Below are 17,200 nucleotides of genomic sequence, written 5' to 3'. Positions count from 1 at the left end.
GTAAATAAGTGGCGTAAAGATTGAATACGTGAGGACATCGCTAAGACAAAAAGCGAAAAAACCTTAAATTAACGTGAAAGAAGCTAATCACTAGGAGATTTTTACATGTTCACTGCGAAAGGTTTACAAGTAGGCAAACTCGTATTTGGGTTACGCGACCTCGTATCACAGTGCGCCATCAGTAAAACAAGGAAGTAGGCAGTGGTTGGTGAAAAAGTCGGTAAATGCTTTCACTATTTAGATGACGCTCATTTATCTATTCGTCGTAAGAAAGTGAGTGCCAAGCGCTTCTACTATTTTTATTCAAGTGGTCGCAAAGTCACAGGAAAACGCGTATTGAACCGTATTTTATCGCTAGCGATACCACCTAATTGGCAAGAAACAAGGATTAGTATAGACAGTAAAGCCAGTGTACAAGCGGTAGGGTATGACGAGAAGGGAAGAAAGCAATACATTTATCACTGGTATTGGCACGAGCACCAACAGAAAGTGAAGTTTGCACGATTAAATGAATTCGGAAACGCGCTGCCTGCGTTTAGGGAGTATTGCTATTCGATGTTGGTTTTGCCCGAGTGGACTATTGAAAGAGCTTGCTCACTTGTGTGTTTGCTACTTGACTACACCTAAGCGCGCGTGTCGGTAATGTACAGTATAGCAAAACGAACCAAACCTTTGGCATAACGACGCTGAGAAGAAAACACATTGACGCAGAATGTGATGACTGCATCACCCTGTCATATACGGGAAAGCATAGCAAAGAACGTAGTCTACACATAGACGACCCTAAGTTGGTATTACATATTCGGGATAGTGCTCAACAGCAGGGATACTGCTTATTCAGATACAAACAGCGTGACGGTTCATGGCACAACGTAACGAGCGAAGATGTAAATGCTTTCATTCATAAGAATATGGGACGTAATTTTAGTTGCAAAGATTTTCGAACATGGGCGGCAAGCCGGTTTGCTTTGTTGTGTTTAGATAGCGTTAATCATGACGTTAAACAGCTAAAAAGTAGAAACTGGCAAAGCACGCTTTGCAAATACGTGGCAAAGGAGCTTGGAAATACAGCTGCTGTATGCCGTAAATATTACATTCATCCGAAGCTATTATACTTAGAACAGTCGCCAGATTTGTGCAAAAAGCTGTGCATTGACGTGAGTGCACTGATTTCCAAAAAATATTCTAGGGGCAAGCAGCTCAGCGCTCTTGAAAAGATTCTATTGAATATTATTTCTTCTGATTAATACAACTTAATAAAATGCTGTGAAAATGATTTAACTTACACTTACTTTTAATAAAAGCTTCTAAATCATGTCATGTGCATTATGTTTCACAGTTTGTTTTGGGTTGTTTAAAGTATTGTTTTATATGTCATTTAATTTTAATGGTATAGGCATATTGCGTGTGAAACGAGTTTGGCTATTTATTTGTATTAAAGTCTATTTAAAAGCAGTTGTATAATATTTGCACTTGAAATAATTTTAAAAAGCTTTATATTGTTAGAGCTCTAATGATTACTGTTCATTTTAATTTTGGTCGTGAGACAAGTGTGCTTGCAAACGTGAACTTAGCGATTGCAGAGCGCAAAGCAGTGATTGTTGTTGTATGAGCAATAGAGGAATTTCTCAACGTTATGCCATTAGAGAGCTACATTTCGCTTGCTATTTATTTTTTAGCAATGCTGGGAATAGGATTATTCGCATATCGTCAGTCCACTAGCGACATCTCTGGATATATCTTGGGAGGGCGACAAGTCAGCCCGCAAGTAACGGCATTGTCTGCAGGAGCATCTGACATGTCAGGGTGGATGCTAATGGGCCTTCCGGGCGCTATGTTTCTAACAGGCTTTGACGCTTTGTACATTGCAATTGGACTTGTGGTAGGTGCGCTTGCAAACTATTTATTAGTCGCGCCCAAGTTACGTGTGTACACCGAAGTTGCAGATGATGCATTGACGGTACCTGAATTCTTTGCGAAACGGTTTAACACACCGAACTCGCGGCTGAGAATTGTTTCTGCCGTTATCATTGTTCTTTTTTTCACATTGTATACGTCCGCGGGGCTTGTTGCTGGCGGAAAATTGTTTGAAAGCGCATTTGCGGTAGATTATCAATTGGGTCTATTTATTACGCTTGGTGTTGTAGTGTCCTACACATTGCTTGGTGGCTTCCTAGCAGTCAGTCTGACCGACTTTGTCCAAGGCTGCATAATGTTTGTGGCATTAATACTTGTGCCTATCGTCGCCTTTAGCGAGTTTGAAAGTGTGACCCAAATGAGTACTGCAGCGTATGAATCTGTGCCGAGTCTTTCCGAGTCGTGGAAGTCGTTGACGCTAGTTGGACTGTTATCGAGTTTAGGGTGGGGACTTGGGTACTTTGGCCAGCCCCATATTATCGTTCGCTTTATGGCGATTCGTTCCGTTCGTGCAATCAGCACTGCGCGGGCTATTGGGATGTCATGGATGACGGTGACAATTATAGGTGCACTTGCCACTGGGTTTGTTGGGATCGCATATGCAAATCAATTTAATTTAGCGGTAGATGATCCCGAGACCATTTTTATTGTGTTTTCACAATTGTTGTTCCACCCGCTCATTAGTGGTTTTTTAATGGCGGCAATTTTGGCGGCCATCATGAGTACAATTTCGTCACAGTTGCTGGTGAGCGCAAGCTCACTTACTGAAGATATTTATCGTGTTGTAGCGAAAAAAGAAGTAAGTGAAAAACAAACGGTAACTATTGGTCGTTATGGCGTAGCGGGTGTTGCAGTGGTTGCATTATTGCTGGCGTTAGATGCGTCAAACACTATCTTATCACTAGTGAGTAACGCGTGGGCAGGATTTGGCGCAGCGTTCGGGCCACTTGTACTGTTTTGCTTGTACAAGAAAGACTTAACCGCCAATGCCGCGCTTGCAGGAATGATAACTGGCGCGGTAACTGTGCTGTTTTGGATTTATGCGCCTGTGCTGGACGGCGGAAAAACGCTTAGTAGCGTTGTCTATGAAATTATTCCAGGGTTTGCAGTAAGTGCTCTGACGCTTTATGGCGTAAGTCTTTTGACGGACAAGCCATCGATAAAAGTAGAGCAAACGTTTATGCAGGCCACTGAAGAATTAGCGAATCAACAATCTTAAGGTTTAAAAGTTTATTATGAGTAACCCAAATTGGAAACGCGTAGTGATAAAAGTTGGTAGTGCGCTGATTTCGCCCAATCAACAGGGGTGTAGCAGCCATTATTTGCTAAGTATCGCCCAATTTATCGTGCGATGTAGAGCAAACGGTACCCAAGTGGTATTGGTTTCATCAGGTTCGGTCGCAGCAGGCGCGCACTTGTTTCCGGAACTGGAAAAGTCAAACATCGCCGTTAAGAAAGCAATGGCTGCGGCGGGTCAGACGGAAATGATAGCGACGTGGGACAGGCTTTTTGACTTCCCGTCAGCACAAATGCTGTTAACACATGCTGACCTGCGAGACAGAGAGCGCTACGTAAGTATCCGAGAGACTATTTTTAGCCTGTTGGACAACAACATTTTGCCTATCGTAAACGAGAATGACACCGTGACAACGGACAAGTTGAAAGTAGGTGATAACGATAATCTTTCGGCTATGGTGGCATCTGCCGCTGAGGCTGACGCATTGATTATCTGTTCTGATATTGATGGTCTATACGATAAAAATCCACACGAACATGACGACGCAACGTTGTTAAAAACAGTGGATACCATTGATGAGAGTATTTATGCAATGGCTGGTGGCGCCGTGAAAGGTGGTGTTGGAACCTATGGTATGCGAACTAAAATCGAAGCTGCGGAGAAAGCAGTGTCGCATGGTATAGATACTTTTATTATTAACGGCTTTACCGAACTGTCGTTTAATATGCTGTTAAACGGTGAAAACCCAGGCACGCATTTCAAACCTCACGCCAAGCCAATGCAAGAGAATGTGCATTGGATGCGCCATACGTCGAACGCGCAAGGTGAGGTAATTGTGGAAGGAGACTTCGACGACTCTTTACATACCGATGCAGAGCAACTAACAAGTAGCGAAATTATAGACGTGAAAGGTGAGTTCTCGGTAGGCGACACCATATTGGTACGTAAAGAAGACGGCACTAAATTGGTGAAAGCCAAGTCGAACTACAGTAGCTGTTTATTGAATTTTATTGCGAATCAGGAAAGTGAAGAATTTGCCCACGAGTTTGAGGAAAAAACAGGGCCAATTATTTCTGATCAGCACATAGCAAATCTGGAGAAAGAATGAGTATTATTACAGAGTTAGCACAACAGGCGAAAAAAGCTGCACGTACACTGGCAATTTTAAGCGAAAGCCAGAAAAACGCGGTGTTAACTGATATGGCTGCAGCTATTCGAGCGAATAAAGACAAAATTATTTCGGTAAACCAGAAGGAAGTTGCGCGTGCCAAAGACGACAATTTGGACGCGGCCATGGTTGACCGTTTGATTTTGGATGATGCGCGAATTGAGTCTATGGCTGAAGGTATAGAAGTCATCGTAGAGCTTGACGATCCAGTAGGCAAAGAACGCGTTATTGGTACGCGTCCAAATGGCATTGAAATCAAAAAGATGAAAATACCGTTAGGCGTGGTGTGCATGATATATGAAGCGCGTCCAAACGTAACTGCAGATGCTGGAGCACTATGCTTTAAATCAGGTAATGCGGTTATTTTACGTGGTGGTAAAGAAGCGTTGGACACAAGTTTAGCGATTGCTGAACTAATGCAGGATGTACTTGAAAAGCACAACTTGCCAAAAGCACTCGTGACCGTTGTGCCAAATCCAGACAGAGCGCTGATGCAAGAGCTGATGGAACAACGCGACTACATCGACGTAATTATTCCACGCGGTGGTGAGGGTCTTATCAACTATGTAACCGATAACGCAAAGGTACCTAGTCATCCAGCACTTTAAAGGTGTTTGCCATCTTTATGTAGATAAAGATGCTGATTTAGACAAAGCCATGGCTATCCTTCTAAACGGTAAAACCCAGCGTACTGGTGTATGTAACGCGCTTGAAGGCTTGGTTGTACACCAAGCCGTTGCGGGTGACTTCTTACCTAAAGTGGCCGATGCCTTTAAAGAAAAAGGCGTGAAAGTTCACGTTAACGAAAAAGGTAGCCAGTATTTCGATGGCGCTGACGTAATTGCAGAAGACGCATATGGTGAAGAATACCTAGGTTTAGAAATCGCAGTTCGCGTTGTCGATGATTTCGAAGGTGCAGTAGACCATATTGCTCAGTTCGGTAGTAACCACACCGAAGTTATCGTTACCGAAGACGCCGAGAAAGGTAAGTTGTTCCAACGCGCCGTTGATGCGAGTGTCGTTATGGTTAACGCGTCATCGCGTTTTTCAGACGGTAGCCAACTTGGACTAGGTGCTGAAATTGGTATCGCTACAACGAAGCTACACGCGTATGGACCAATGGGACTTGAGTCTTTGACGTCCGAGAAATACCTAGTGAATGGCGAAGGCCAAATTCGCGAATAAAGAGTTTGAAATGTATTCGACTTTTGCTCAGTAATTGCCCGGTCTAACTGGTCGGGATTGTGCCAAAAGTCGTCATGCTTCATAATGAAAAGCGCTGACCATTGTCGGCGTTTTTTTATGTTTTATCATAAGTTTATTGTTACGCAAAAGTAACAACGACTGCACTTCGCAACAAGATGGAGCCGACATGGAGATAGTGATAGACCCTGCACAGTTGTGGCAACAACTCATTGCATTTGCTAATGAATACAAGCTGCTCACATCTTTGGTGCTTTTGGTCATTCTGCACTACATCAAAAAAGGCATTTTGCGCCTTATCAAACGGCGAAGTTCTCGTCGCGGTGAAGACCGCCGCAATCAAATAAACATCCTCGAACAACTCGGCAATGCATTCATTATTATTGTGTTGATGATGGTGTGGTCGTCAGAAATTCAAACTTTGGCAATTTCTATTGCGGCGTTTATGGTAGCGATTGTACTGGCTACCAGAGAATTTATTCAGTGTTTTATGGGGTTCATTTACTATTTGGGTGCAAGGCCGTTCAGGGTAGGTGATTGGATCCAAATGAACAACGTAATTGGTGAAGTGGTTGAAATGGATTGGGCCAAAACCGCGTTGCTAGAAGTTGATGCAGAGACGTTCAATTACACGGGCAAGCACGTTTATGTGCCAAATAGCCAATTGGTGACCCAGACCGTAAGAAATTTAAATTTTATGCGTCGCTACCGATTACACTCCTTTGAAATTGTAAACGAACCAACTGTCAATGCTTATAGCTTGTTGCCTGCATTTCACGCTAGAGCACAAGCGCATTGTGAGTATTTCCGAGACGTGGCAGAGCGATATAAAGGCTTAATAGAACGTCACTTAGAGCAAGAGTTTATTCGAATCGATCCTGAAGTAGAAATAAAGACTAATGAGCTTGCTAAAGTAGTGGTCAAAGTCAGTCTGTTTTGTCCTACTGCCGAGGCACACGAATTAGAACACAAAATGTGTTCCGATTGGCTAAGCTTATGGTTTAAGGCTATGAAAGAAGAGCAAAAGCAGATTGAATCGCAACAGGTTGATCAATCTCCAGCGCAAATTCCTCAAAGTGTTACAACCAGCAATAGTAGCTTTTAAACATCACAGGCTCAGCGACGGTTGCTAGTAAAGTGACTTTGCAAAAATGCCATTTGGTCAGCCAGTATTCGCCTGTTCATAAGGTAAAAGCGTTCATAAACGTTGGGTCTAAATGGTACGGCAAGCAAGGGCATGTTTGCTTCTTCTGGGGTTTTTGCGCCTTTGGCGTGATTACAGCGCTGACAAGCAGTTGCGACATTAGTCCACGTATCTTTGCCACCTCGTGAACGGGGGACAATATGGTCACGAGTAAGTTGCTTGGGCGTGAATTGTTGTCCGCAATATAGGCACAAATAGCTATCGCGCCTAAATAAATAGCGGTTAGTAAGAGCCACTTTTCCAGATAAATCTGTTACCTTTCCGTCGCAAGCGATAATACTTGATAGGGTGAGTTCGCTTTGCAGCCCTTCGTGATTCCAGCCACCTTTGAGGGTTATGGCATCACTGCCTAGCTCGAATAGCACCTTGTCCTGACTGTAAAGCTTTGCGGCTTGTTCAACATCTATCCACTCTTGTGGCATGCCTGCTTTATTAAGTCGAAGTACCAACATGGTTATCTCCTTTAGCACACTAATATTAGACGTTCTTGTTATGAATAATCTTTATCGCCCGTATATCGTTTTCAGCATTACCTACGGGTTGTTGCTTTGTTCGCTTTTTGTTCTAGCATACGCTGTTTTGTGTCAATATGATGAAAATATAGCCAATAATTGAAATTTCACAGATATTTCATATAGTCATGGTGCTTAAGGTGATAGCGATTTAGCGCAAATTCACTAAATAAATTCCACGCGGGGCTGTATTTGGCAATGGCATTACAGCTACTTCAAAGCTATACTATGCGCCGCGTTTAAAAGCGATAAAATAAAGATTGAAATTAAAGGACAAATAGTGACTCCTATTACTAAATCATTTCAGTATGGACAGCATACTGTAACTCTAGAGACGGGTGTAATTGCTCGTCAGGCGACAGCTGCGGTTCTTGCGAGCATGGACGACACGTCTGTACTGGTAACGGTAGTTGGTAAAAAAGAAGCCAAGCCAGATCAAGACTTCTTCCCTCTAACAGTAAACTACCAAGAAAAAGCATACGCTGCGGGTAAAATCCCAGGTGGTTTCTTCAAGCGTGAAGGTCGTCCATCTGAAGGCGAAACCTTGATTGCACGTCTTATCGACCGTCCAATCCGCCCATTATTCCCAGAAGGTTTCAAAAACGAAGTACAAGTTGTTGTTACTGTAATGTCTGCTAACCCAGATATCCCTACAGACATCATCTCTATGATTGGTACTTCTGCAGCCCTTGCTATCTCTGGTATTCCTTTCAACGGCCCAATTGGTGCGGCACGTGTTGGTTTCAGCAACGGCGAATACATTCTAAATACACGCGCAGAAGAGCAAGCTGAAAGCGAGCTTGACCTTGTTGTTGCGGGTACAGAAGGCGCAGTACTTATGGTTGAATCAGAGGCAAGCGTGCTTTCTGAAGATACTATGCTAGGTGCGGTTATGTTCGGTCACGAGCAAATGCAAACAGTAGTTAACGCGGTTAACGAATTTGCGGCTGAAGTTGGCACTGAGAAGTGGGACTGGGCACCAGAAGCAGAAAACACTGCACTTAAAGATAAAGTTAAAGCGCTAGCTGAAGCAGAAATGACTGCGGCTTACCAGATTTCTGACAAGCTAGAGCGTAAAGACGCGGTAACTGCAGCAACTGAAAAAGCACTTGAAGCTATCCTTGCTGAAGACGAAGAACAAGACAAGAAAGAAGTATTAGACCTTCTTCATGACCTTGAGTCTGACGTAGTACGTTCACGCATCCTATCTGGCGCGCCGCGTATTGACGGCCGTGACCCAGCGATGATCCGTGCACTAGACGTGGCGACAGGTATTCTTCCTCGTACTCACGGTTCTGCACTATTCACCCGTGGTGAAACGCAGGCACTTGTAGCTGCTACGCTTGGTACAGAGCGTGACGCACAGATGATTGACGAGCTTCAAGGCAAGCGCGACAGCCGCTTTATGCTTCACTACAACTTCCCTCCATACTGTGTTGGTGAAACCGGTATGATTGGTTCGCCAAAGCGTCGTGAAATTGGTCACGGTCGTCTAGCGAAGCGTGGTATTCAAGCAGTAATGCCAAGTGAAGAAGAATTCCCGTATGTAGTTCGCGTGGTTTCGGAAATCACAGAATCAAACGGTTCATCATCAATGGCCTCTGTTTGTGGTACTTCACTAGCGCTTATGGATGCAGGTGTACCAATCAAAGCGTCTGTTGCGGGTATCGCAATGGGTCTAGTTAAGAGCGACGACAACTTTGTTGTACTTTCAGACATCCTTGGTGACGAAGATCACCTTGGTGACATGGACTTTAAAGTAGCGGGTACTACCGAAGGTATTACTGCACTTCAAATGGACATCAAGATTGAAGGTATTACTAAAGAAATCATGCAAATTGCGCTTAAACAAGCAAAAGAAGCACGTTTGCATATTCTTAACGTAATGGACGAAGCGATTGGCGGTCACCGCGAAGAGCTAAGTGAATTTGCTCCACGCATTTACACAATGAAGATTGACCAAGACAAGATCCGTGACGTTATCGGTAAAGGCGGCGCGATGATCCGTCAAATTACTGAAGAGTCTGACACTAACATCGAGATTGAAGACGACGGTACTATCAAAATCTTCGCGACAGAGCGTGCGAAAGCAGACATCGCTATTAGTAAGATTGAGCAAGTAACGGCTGAAATTGAAGTTGGTAAGACTTACAACGGTAAGATTACACGTATTGTAGACTTCGGTGCGTTTGTAGAAGTACTTCCAGGTAAAGAAGGTCTTGTTCACATTTCACAAATCGCTCACGAGCGTGTGAACAAAGTAACTGATTACCTAGAAGAAGGTCAAATGGTTGACGTTAAGGTTATGGAAATCGATCGCCAAAACCGTGTACGTCTAAGCATTAAAGAGCTTCTAGAAAAGCCTGCGCCTAAGTCTGACGACGCAGAATAATGGCAATTAGGTTTTAAACCTAGTTAGTCACATATAAGTAAAAAGGGAGCTTGGCTCCCTTTTTTCGTTTTGGGGTTTAAAAGACAACGCTGGGTTGCGTTTTACGCGTTAACCCACACATTTAGACTATAACGAAAAAGCGCTTTTTTTGAGGTATTTGACAATGGATAAGCAAACGCAAACAGAAGTAGAAGCCGCGGTATTTCGCCGCTTAGTAGAGCACTTAGACGCGAATAAAGACGTTCAGAACATCGACCTGATGATTTTAGCCGACTTCTGCCGTAACTGCTTGGCAAAATGGTACTCGGCAGCAGCAAGCGAGCAGGGCGCTGATATTGACTACGACGCGGCGCGCGAAGTGGTATACAAAATGCCATATTCAGAATGGAAGGAAAATCATCAACTTCCAGCCACTGACGAGCAGTTGGAGAAACTAGCTGCAAGGCAGAAAAAGTAAGTTTAAGAAGCCAGCGAAAGCTGGCTTTTTTGTGTTCGGCTGTGTGAAAAACACCAAAATCACCTGCTCGCCGAATTGGTGTTTTTAATATATGAGCGAAAAACGACAACACGGTTTTTTCTTTATTTCTCTGCTGGTTGTAGTTTAAAGTAGTGAGCAATAAAATGAAAAAATACCCTAAAGTGGTGTGGATTAGCATGACGGTCTGGGGACGAGTAAGCTGTTAGAAGTCAGGAGTTAGAGACATTGCGCAAGGACAGAAAGCTCTTAAAGTTTGGAATTTACCTACTCGCATTCATTACCTCTCTTATCTACTACCATTTTAAAGATACGAACAACGAAGAAGTGCTAGAGGATTTATTTCAAAATACAATATTTGGCATTGAGGGTGTAAAAACAGAACTGAAATATCACTCAATACAACAGCAGAGCATAGCTATTAAAATTGAAGCTATTGGCCTCCCAGAGAAAGCTTCCTACTATAAACCTGTCATATTAGCGTTTGTTTGTTCGACTCCCACCTTAAGAAGTCAATTAGATTTAGGAAAGACAATCATTTTTGATATGGCAGCACCCGACAGGCAAGATGGCTATCATACAAATTTGAGTATCAATTCCGCTCGTTGTGGTAAACAATGACTTCTAACAAAACACTGTAGTCACTCGCTGGCGCTCGTTGGGACACAAACACGCAGGCTCCCTTCGCTTCGCTCCGTATTATAGCCTGCATATTTGTGCCCCTAAGTGGGGCGTTAGAAATCTGAAATAAATTGAGCACCGAAATGGAAAAGACACTATCAACGTGGGAGCTGTTTGAGGATTTAGTAAAGCGAATTCTCGAAGCAAATAATTTTCAAATAGATATCAATTCGACAAGGGGTGATAGAGGATTTGATTTCTTAGGGCAATTCGGTGGTGAAAGTTGGGCTATAGAGGTTAAGTACTATAGAACGGCGAGGGTTAGACCCTCTTTAATTGAGTCTGCCGCTGCACGGGTAATAAATAATGGAATTGGTCGTCAAACTGATAAAGGAATGCTTGTTATATCAAGCTTCTTGCCGGGTGACATAAGGCTTTCACTTGAAGAAAAATTTAATATTATCTTTGTAGACCAAATAGACCTAAGAAACTTTGCGGCTGCCAAACCATCCCTGATTGATGAGCTAGATGCTTTGCTAGAGCTTGGTCCGGAATTTATTGATAAGAAAAGCTCTAGCAAACGTCGTCTCCAAGATTCAGGCGTTAAACTATCTGGGACTTCTAGCCCTCCAATTGATAGAAAAGGAACAGATCTTTGCGAAGAGCTAAAGTCGTTAAGAAGAGGAAGATCTACTTGGTCAAAATATGAGGATATCTGCGAAAGAATTCTCAAGTATCTGTTTCCAAATGACCTCCAAGGATGGCATAAACAAAAAAGTACTGATGGTGGAGCTAATAGGTACGATTTTGTTTGCAGGGTTCGTCCAAATACAGAGTATTGGCGCTTTATTGTAGATCATCTAAATAGCCGTTATGTGGTATTTGAATTTAAAAATTATTCGGAAAAGATTAAGCAAGGCCAGGTTCTTACGACAGAGAAATATCTTCTTGAACGAGGTTTAAGAAAGGTTGCGATAATGTTTACTCGGCTCGGAGCAGATAGAAATGCAACCAGCATGATGCAGGGCGCTATGCGCGAGCACGGAAAGTTGATTCTAGCCTTGGATGATGAAACTGTATGTAAAATGCTACATATGAAGGAGCAAGGGGAAGATCCTACAGACTTCTTGTTTGAATTGACCGATGATTTCCTACTATCTCTGCCGCGCTAGATTTCTAACAAGCGCGTCAATAAGGACGCTAGCAAGCTCGCGCCTAGTGTCGCTCACCGCAATGATTGTTGCAGCCGCTGTTTTAGCTGAAGGCATGAACAAAGACTATTCAAATCCAATAGTCATCCAGTCTTTAGTATGGGTTCTGAGTTTATTTGCCTTTGGTTATATGATTGCATCGTACAAAGTTGCATTTAAAGAAATAGAAGACTCAGGGCATTCAAAACTTACGACTGGAATTATTTCACTAGCTTTCATGCTGGTGTATTTTGTTCTAATTTTGGTCGGCATCAAATTTGGCATCGATAAAGTCGGTTAACAAAACGCTGTTGGTATTCCCTTCAGTCGCTGGGACGCATAAACGCGGCCGCTTCGCGATTATAGCCCCGCGTCTGCGCCCCTTATTTAAAAGTTAGCTTTAAATGGAGTATTAAATGAAATATGTATTGATATTGTTTATTAGTTTTTTTTCAGGCAACCTGCTGGCTAATGAATACAAAACCGAAATCAGTGAGTTTTTACATTGTATCAGGAAGGGCAAATAGACAAAGCTGTTGACTCTATATATAAAACAAATAGTTATGTGTCATCTATTCCAGATCAGATAAAAGGTGTCAAAAATCAGCTATCTTCTCTAACAGGGTTGGTTGGAGAACTTCACCATATTTCTCATGTTCACACTTATGATGTGGGCGGAACATTTGTACATGTCACATACTTATTAACTTATGATAGACAACCAATTCGTTTTGAATTTCAATTTTTTAAAGTTAAAAGTGGCTGGCGAGTATATGCTTTTTCATTCGACGATAATATGGACGATGAAATAGAAGCATTAGCGCGTAAAGCGGCGATCGAATCAAATAATTAAAGCTAACAAACGACTATGGTGTCAACTCAAACATTAAACCGCTTTTTCTTCCCATATGACACCATCTCTTACCATCGAATTTAGTATTACTGCCACTTAGTGGGGGTATGTTTAGGAGAAGGTTTTGGCCGTAGAGTACATTCTGGTAAATGAAACTAAGAAAGAAGTTATCACTTAAGGGAATAAGAAAATGCCATACGTAAATGTACAAATTACCAAAGGGGCAACAAAAGCGCAGAAAGCGGAGTTGGTCAGAGATTTTACTGAGTCATTGGAGCGCGTTCTAGGAAAAAAGCCAGAGCATACTCATGTTGTTATCCAAGAAATTGAAGAGCAAAATTGGGGATATGCAGGTATGCTAACCGACGAGTGGAAAAAGCAAATTACTAAGTAGAATGCGCACTGGCGGTTACTTGACGGTGAAGTGGCGTATTGTTGTCGTAAGAAAATAAGGAGTGCTCTAGTAGTGTTATCAATCGAACACTAAATTGGAGTAGCACAATGGATATGAAAATTAATTCCGCATTAATCGTTTCTCTTCGAAAGGATAGGGGATGGAGTCAGCAGCAACTATCAACGGTATCGGGGGTAAGTATTCGGACCGTGCAGCGGGTAGAGAATGAAGGTAAATCTTCGGTAGAAACAGTTAAGTCTCTCGCGGGTGCATTTGATACTGATTTTAGAACCTTATTGCATCGCCCCGTCAAGCCACAAAAGCAAAAGCTATTAGCGGCAAAATATTTGTTTGCAATTATCAGCCTGATTTCAACGTTAGTTGTTACCTCTTCGACAACCGCTGCGACTGGCATAGAAGTGATGGCTGACTCGGTTGCAGTATCATCGGATCAAACCATCACGACATTTACTCGGCAGTGTCGTTATGACTATTCCAGATACCGTGTCTTTTGAGATTTTCGTTAACAAAAATAGCTCGCAAGTAGGTCAGCTTACTATAAAGTCAGAATACAACAGGTTTATAGCGAATGATGCGCTTATTACCCGCGTAGGAGAGGGTCTACAAATTAACGCGGGTGAGGTCGAAGTTTCCATAAAATAAACCATATTAGAAGGTCGTGCGTTTTCGTCTTAAATACGTTACGTTAAGCTATCACGGAACATTCTTTATAAGGATATATGATGAAAAATCTATTGATAACATTAGCTTTGCTTACTACAGGATGTGCGTCGACCTCTTCTGTATCATCCCTTCAGCACACCGAAAGCCCGGTGAAATACACCAATACCATGGCAATTATAGAAGCCGCCGCTGAACACGCACCTTATGCAGTGTCTGGAGTCTATACGTTAAAGATTGTTGCTACAGGCAAACAAGGGGAGTTCGTTTATCTGAACACTGAGGATGATTATCGCGATCCTCGTGCGGTGACCGTTGCTTTGCACCCAAAAGTGCTTTCTCGATTGAAATCAAAGTTCGAAGAATCGCCTCAGGCATTCTTTGTGAACAAAAGTATAGAAGTAACGGGCAAAGCAAAACGGACAAAAATACGGTTTTTTGCCAATGGTAAGCCCACTGATAAGTACTATTATCAAACGCATATAAGAGTAATGGACGCATCGCAAATAAAAATTGTTGGTTAGCGTTTAGTATTTTTAGAACCTAGCTACTGATGAAAGGGAGGTTTGCCTCACTGATAGCGCGTCGAGTTCATGCGTTGGGTGTTTTATTTAGCAGCAGAATACAATGTGCGATATAACGTAATCGAACGATATCCCAGGTCGTGCACTCTTTAAGTACACACAGAGGTAAACACCGTAATGGAAATATCAAAAAATCACCTTAAACGTGCCGTAGAACAAAACATACTGTCTTCTTCACAGGCAGATAATCTATTTGATTTTCTGCAGGCCGAAGTACAGCATAAACCAGCGTTTTCATTTACCCATATTTTGTATTATCTCGGCGGCATGATTGCTATAGGTGCGATGACGCTCTTCATGAACATGGGATGGGAAACATTTGGTGGTGCAGGCATTGTTTTCATTGCACTGTTATATGCTTGTGCAGGCCTAACCCTTACGCGGTCATTCGACAAGAGACAATTGTTAATACCCATGCGGTATTTGTGCAACGTTTGTGGTTTGCCTTACACCGCTTGCCGTGTACGGTTTTCAGCAGTGGTTAGGCGTATGGCCAGACAACGACGTCACTTACACTCAATATCATTTCTACATTAAATGGCACTGGCTTTACATGGAATTAGCTACCCTAATGGTAGGCATTGTGTTGGCATGGTATTACCGATATCCGTTCTTAGTAATGCCTATAGCACTTACGCTGTGGTATATGTCGATGGATGTGGTGTCAGTATTAGAGCCTAATGAATATAGCTGGGCGTTACGGGCGCTTGTATCTATGTATTTTGGCCTACTCATGACACTGCTTGCGGTGTGGGTTGATATTCGAGCGCGAAAATCAGCTGACTTTGCATTTTGGATCTATTTGTTTGGTGTAATCGCTTTTTGGGGAGGATTATCCAGCCAAGAATCTCAAAGTGAATGGTCAAAGTTTCTCTATTTTGTAATTAACCTAGCCATGATTGGCGTTGGTGCCCTGCTAGTTAGAAAAGTGTTTGTAATCTTTGGCGCACTGGGGTGCTGCGGTTATTTAGGGCACCTAGCATCTAACGTTTTTGAGGACAGTTGGCTGTTTCCAGTTGCGCTTAGTGTAATCGGGTTGACTGTGGTTTACTTTGGCATTTTGTGGCAAAAGCATGAAGCAGCATTGACGACAAAGGCGCGTTCAATGATGCCTGCGTCATTAAGAGAACTGTTAGAAGCTAAAGATTAGTGTGTGCTGGCTTTGCAGTTGGTTTTTTATGCCTGGATTGTCAGACAAATCTGTTGAACCGTAGGCCAAAAAGTCCTTTTCACATGAATGTAGGTAAGAGAGTTTAAGCGTAAAAAATTGGAATATGTGATGTTTACACTCGTAAAAGCGTTAAGCAGTGATTTACCTTTTTTAGTTGATTTAAGGCTCAACACGATGGATGAGCACATGAAAAATCAGGGGCTATATTTATCCGTAGATGAACACAAAGAAAGGGTTCTATTCCAATTCCATCATTTCCATCTTGTTAAACACGAAAATGTCGTTATAGGGGCCGTAAAATACGAAGACTTTGAAAGTCTAACTTATATTCATCAGATTCAGGTAAGGCCTGAGTATCAAGGAAGAGGGTACGGAAGACAAATACTAGAGCACATTATGCGCCTATCTCCATTTGATGTATTTGAACTTAAAGTGTTGAAAAATAATCCAGCTTACAAGCTGTATCGCGTACTTGGTTTTTCAGTTGTTGATGAAGACGAATTTGAATATCGTCTAAGATTAACGAAAGATAGCAAGATCTTCGGTGACGTTTAGCTCCTACCTGCGGTTTTACAGATGTTCCTGCATGAAGCGAACAGCGGATGAGACAACAAGCAGTAAATTAAGCTAAATTAAGCCTAAGGGGTTATGTATAAAGGACTTTGATTGTGAAGCAAATCGCGTTTGTTATTTTACTCTCTCTAATTTCTAGTGTTTCACGTGCTGAGTTAACGGAAGAAGAACTCGTGTCGACAACTCAGGCATTTATTGCCGCTAAAAATGCTCGACAACAGCCTGACTCAAACGTCGCCGATGTAGACCAATTTCTTTCATTTTTAGATGACAATATCATTGATGAACATGTGAAGTTTAATGTCACTATTACTAATAAAGCGGCGTTACGTGAGGGAATGTTGGCAAAACTAGAAGACAAGATAATTTTTAGCCACATGGAAATTATCGACATGATGGTTGGCAAAAATGTCGTGTTTGTTAAGTTTAAGGAGCATGCCAAAGGTCAGCCTAGCCATCTGACTCATCCCATAGAGTATACGGCGGTTAATATTATGTCCCTTGAGTTCAATGAGAAAGGCAAGATTGCGCACATAAGGCGTCATCACGGGATGTAGCGAAAATATCAATATTCCAGACAGGTAGGGAGAAATTATGGGCAGCGAACTGCAAGGCTACATGCAATTTTTGCCTTTTGTTTTATCGGGCGTTGTGTCTGGGTTCTTTTTGATACCCAACGGGGCACGCAACATACTGTCAGCGCTTCTTTTTGTTGTTTTACTGGTAGTGTGCACGGTGTCGGTTATTGTTATTCAACAGGCCTTGTCACTAAAAACTTACGACCCTGATACCTTAGACTTGTTCATCTCTGGTGTAATGCTGCTGGTCACTTACTTTTCGCAAGTGTGCGCTTATTTTTTTAAGGCTGAGTTTGTGCGAAAGCGGCGTAAACAAAAAACGTAATACGGCACGTTATTGTAGTAGTAACGCAATAGGGTTATTGCTGTGTGAAAAAAGGTGCTCCAACAAACATTTAAACGAGCCAGTCATGTTAAGAAGCCAAGACAAACAAAGCAAATTGGTCC

18 protein-coding genes and 2 pseudogenes are annotated in these 17,200 nt (G+C 42.4%); 19 read left to right on the top strand and 1 reads right to left on the bottom strand.

Going from position 1 to position 17,200, the window contains the following annotated elements:
• Positions 1–201: 201 nt before the first annotated feature.
• The 6 genes and pseudogenes from V6N89_RS11585 (at position 202) to V6N89_RS11560 (ending at position 6,630) form a co-directional block, all read left to right on the top strand.
• Complete coding sequence (locus V6N89_RS11585) at positions 202–627, top strand: hypothetical protein (RefSeq protein ID WP_346992719.1); 426 nt, start codon at positions 202–204, stop codon at positions 625–627.
• Between the two features lie 50 nt (positions 628–677).
• Positions 678–1,247 carry a hypothetical protein gene (locus V6N89_RS11580; RefSeq protein WP_346993801.1) on the top strand — a complete coding sequence of 190 codons (570 nt, stop codon included), beginning with the start codon at positions 678–680 and terminating at the stop codon, positions 1,245–1,247.
• A 389-nt stretch (positions 1,248–1,636) separates the two neighbouring features.
• Positions 1,637–3,136 (top strand): sodium/proline symporter PutP, encoded by a 1,500-nt coding sequence (gene putP, locus V6N89_RS11575; RefSeq protein ID WP_338517666.1) that lies wholly within the window; start codon positions 1,637–1,639, stop codon positions 3,134–3,136.
• Positions 3,137–3,152: 16 nt separating this feature from the next.
• A complete protein-coding gene (gene proB / locus V6N89_RS11570) occupies positions 3,153–4,262 on the top strand; it encodes a glutamate 5-kinase (RefSeq protein WP_346992718.1) in 1,110 nt (369 codons plus the stop codon).
• Positions 4,259–5,507: pseudogene (locus V6N89_RS11565) on the top strand (glutamate-5-semialdehyde dehydrogenase). Before proB ends, V6N89_RS11565 begins: the two are co-directional and overlap by 4 nt.
• Positions 5,508–5,694: 187 nt before the next feature.
• Positions 5,695–6,630, top strand: coding sequence for a mechanosensitive ion channel family protein (locus V6N89_RS11560; protein WP_338517665.1), 936 nt, complete (start codon positions 5,695–5,697; stop codon positions 6,628–6,630).
• Between the two features lie 11 nt (positions 6,631–6,641).
• On the opposite strand, the gene V6N89_RS11555 is transcribed toward V6N89_RS11560, so the two are convergent.
• A complete protein-coding gene (locus tag V6N89_RS11555; protein WP_338517664.1) occupies positions 6,642–7,181 on the bottom strand; it encodes an HNH endonuclease in 540 nt (179 codons plus the stop codon).
• Positions 7,182–7,521: 340 nt separating this feature from the next.
• Here V6N89_RS11555 and pnp point away from each other — a divergent pair, with 340 nt between their 5' ends.
• The 13 genes and pseudogenes from pnp (at position 7,522) to V6N89_RS11490 (ending at position 17,078) form a co-directional block, all read left to right on the top strand.
• The gene (gene pnp / locus V6N89_RS11550) at positions 7,522–9,633 is read left to right on the top strand and encodes a polyribonucleotide nucleotidyltransferase (protein ID WP_338517663.1); all 2,112 of its coding nucleotides are present in this window, start codon (positions 7,522–7,524) and stop codon (positions 9,631–9,633) included.
• A 163-nt stretch (positions 9,634–9,796) separates the two neighbouring features.
• Positions 9,797–10,090 carry a DUF1244 domain-containing protein gene (locus V6N89_RS11545; protein WP_338517662.1) on the top strand — a complete coding sequence of 98 codons (294 nt, stop codon included), beginning with the start codon at positions 9,797–9,799 and terminating at the stop codon, positions 10,088–10,090.
• 246 nt (positions 10,091–10,336) lie between these two features.
• On the top strand, positions 10,337–10,729 hold the full coding sequence (locus tag V6N89_RS11540) for a hypothetical protein (RefSeq protein WP_338517661.1): 393 nt from the start codon (positions 10,337–10,339) through the stop codon (positions 10,727–10,729).
• A gap of 143 nt (positions 10,730–10,872) precedes the next feature.
• On the top strand, positions 10,873–11,901 hold the full coding sequence (locus V6N89_RS11535) for a restriction endonuclease (RefSeq protein ID WP_338517660.1): 1,029 nt from the start codon (positions 10,873–10,875) through the stop codon (positions 11,899–11,901).
• 46 nt (positions 11,902–11,947) lie between these two features.
• Positions 11,948–12,220, top strand: coding sequence for a hypothetical protein (locus V6N89_RS11530; RefSeq protein ID WP_338517659.1), 273 nt, complete (start codon positions 11,948–11,950; stop codon positions 12,218–12,220).
• Positions 12,221–12,424: 204 nt separating this feature from the next.
• Positions 12,425–12,772, top strand: coding sequence for a hypothetical protein (locus V6N89_RS11525; protein WP_338517658.1), 348 nt, complete (start codon positions 12,425–12,427; stop codon positions 12,770–12,772).
• A gap of 190 nt (positions 12,773–12,962) precedes the next feature.
• Positions 12,963–13,166, top strand: a complete 204-nt coding sequence (locus tag V6N89_RS11520) for a tautomerase family protein (protein WP_338517657.1) — start codon at positions 12,963–12,965, stop codon at positions 13,164–13,166.
• 107 nt (positions 13,167–13,273) lie between these two features.
• A complete protein-coding gene (locus V6N89_RS11515) occupies positions 13,274–13,681 on the top strand; it encodes a helix-turn-helix domain-containing protein (protein ID WP_346992717.1) in 408 nt (135 codons plus the stop codon).
• 225 nt (positions 13,682–13,906) lie between these two features.
• Positions 13,907–14,371, top strand: a complete 465-nt coding sequence (locus tag V6N89_RS11510) for a hypothetical protein (RefSeq protein WP_338517655.1) — start codon at positions 13,907–13,909, stop codon at positions 14,369–14,371.
• Between the two features lie 177 nt (positions 14,372–14,548).
• Positions 14,549–15,581: pseudogene (locus V6N89_RS11505) on the top strand (DUF2157 domain-containing protein).
• Between the two features lie 129 nt (positions 15,582–15,710).
• Positions 15,711–16,157 (top strand): GNAT family N-acetyltransferase, encoded by a 447-nt coding sequence (locus V6N89_RS11500; protein ID WP_338517654.1) that lies wholly within the window; start codon positions 15,711–15,713, stop codon positions 16,155–16,157.
• A gap of 113 nt (positions 16,158–16,270) precedes the next feature.
• Entirely contained in the window at positions 16,271–16,732 is a 462-nt protein-coding gene (locus V6N89_RS11495; RefSeq protein WP_338517653.1) for a nuclear transport factor 2 family protein, read from the top strand.
• A gap of 37 nt (positions 16,733–16,769) precedes the next feature.
• Positions 16,770–17,078, top strand: coding sequence for a hypothetical protein (locus tag V6N89_RS11490; RefSeq protein WP_338517652.1), 309 nt, complete (start codon positions 16,770–16,772; stop codon positions 17,076–17,078).
• Positions 17,079–17,200: the final 122 nt, after the last annotated feature.

Origin of the sequence: Alteromonas gracilis, assembly GCF_036870955.2 — a bacterium.
Lineage (GTDB): Bacteria > Pseudomonadota > Gammaproteobacteria > Enterobacterales > Alteromonadaceae > Alteromonas > Alteromonas gracilis_A.
The sequence above is the reverse complement of the archived record's forward strand: the minus strand, read 5'-3'. Positions and strand labels throughout refer to the sequence as shown.

Bases quoted from the DNA above. Each gene is read 5' to 3' on its own strand.
- putP (WP_338517666.1), top strand. From the start codon at position 1,637: ATGCCATTAGAGAGCTACATTTCGCTTGCTATTTATTTTTTAGCAATG.
- proB (WP_346992718.1), top strand. From the start codon at position 3,153: ATGAGTAACCCAAATTGGAAACGCGTAGTGATAAAAGTTGGTAGTGCG.
- V6N89_RS11560 (WP_338517665.1), top strand. From the start codon at position 5,695: ATGGAGATAGTGATAGACCCTGCACAGTTGTGGCAACAACTCATTGCA.
- V6N89_RS11555 (WP_338517664.1), bottom strand. From the start codon at position 7,181: ATGTTGGTACTTCGACTTAATAAAGCAGGCATGCCACAAGAGTGGATA.
- V6N89_RS11545 (WP_338517662.1), top strand. From the start codon at position 9,797: ATGGATAAGCAAACGCAAACAGAAGTAGAAGCCGCGGTATTTCGCCGC.
- V6N89_RS11535 (WP_338517660.1), top strand. From the start codon at position 10,873: ATGGAAAAGACACTATCAACGTGGGAGCTGTTTGAGGATTTAGTAAAG.
- V6N89_RS11520 (WP_338517657.1), top strand. From the start codon at position 12,963: ATGCCATACGTAAATGTACAAATTACCAAAGGGGCAACAAAAGCGCAG.
- V6N89_RS11515 (WP_346992717.1), top strand. From the start codon at position 13,274: ATGGATATGAAAATTAATTCCGCATTAATCGTTTCTCTTCGAAAGGAT.
- V6N89_RS11510 (WP_338517655.1), top strand. From the start codon at position 13,907: ATGATGAAAAATCTATTGATAACATTAGCTTTGCTTACTACAGGATGT.
- V6N89_RS11500 (WP_338517654.1), top strand. From the start codon at position 15,711: ATGTTTACACTCGTAAAAGCGTTAAGCAGTGATTTACCTTTTTTAGTT.
- V6N89_RS11490 (WP_338517652.1), top strand. From the start codon at position 16,770: ATGGGCAGCGAACTGCAAGGCTACATGCAATTTTTGCCTTTTGTTTTA.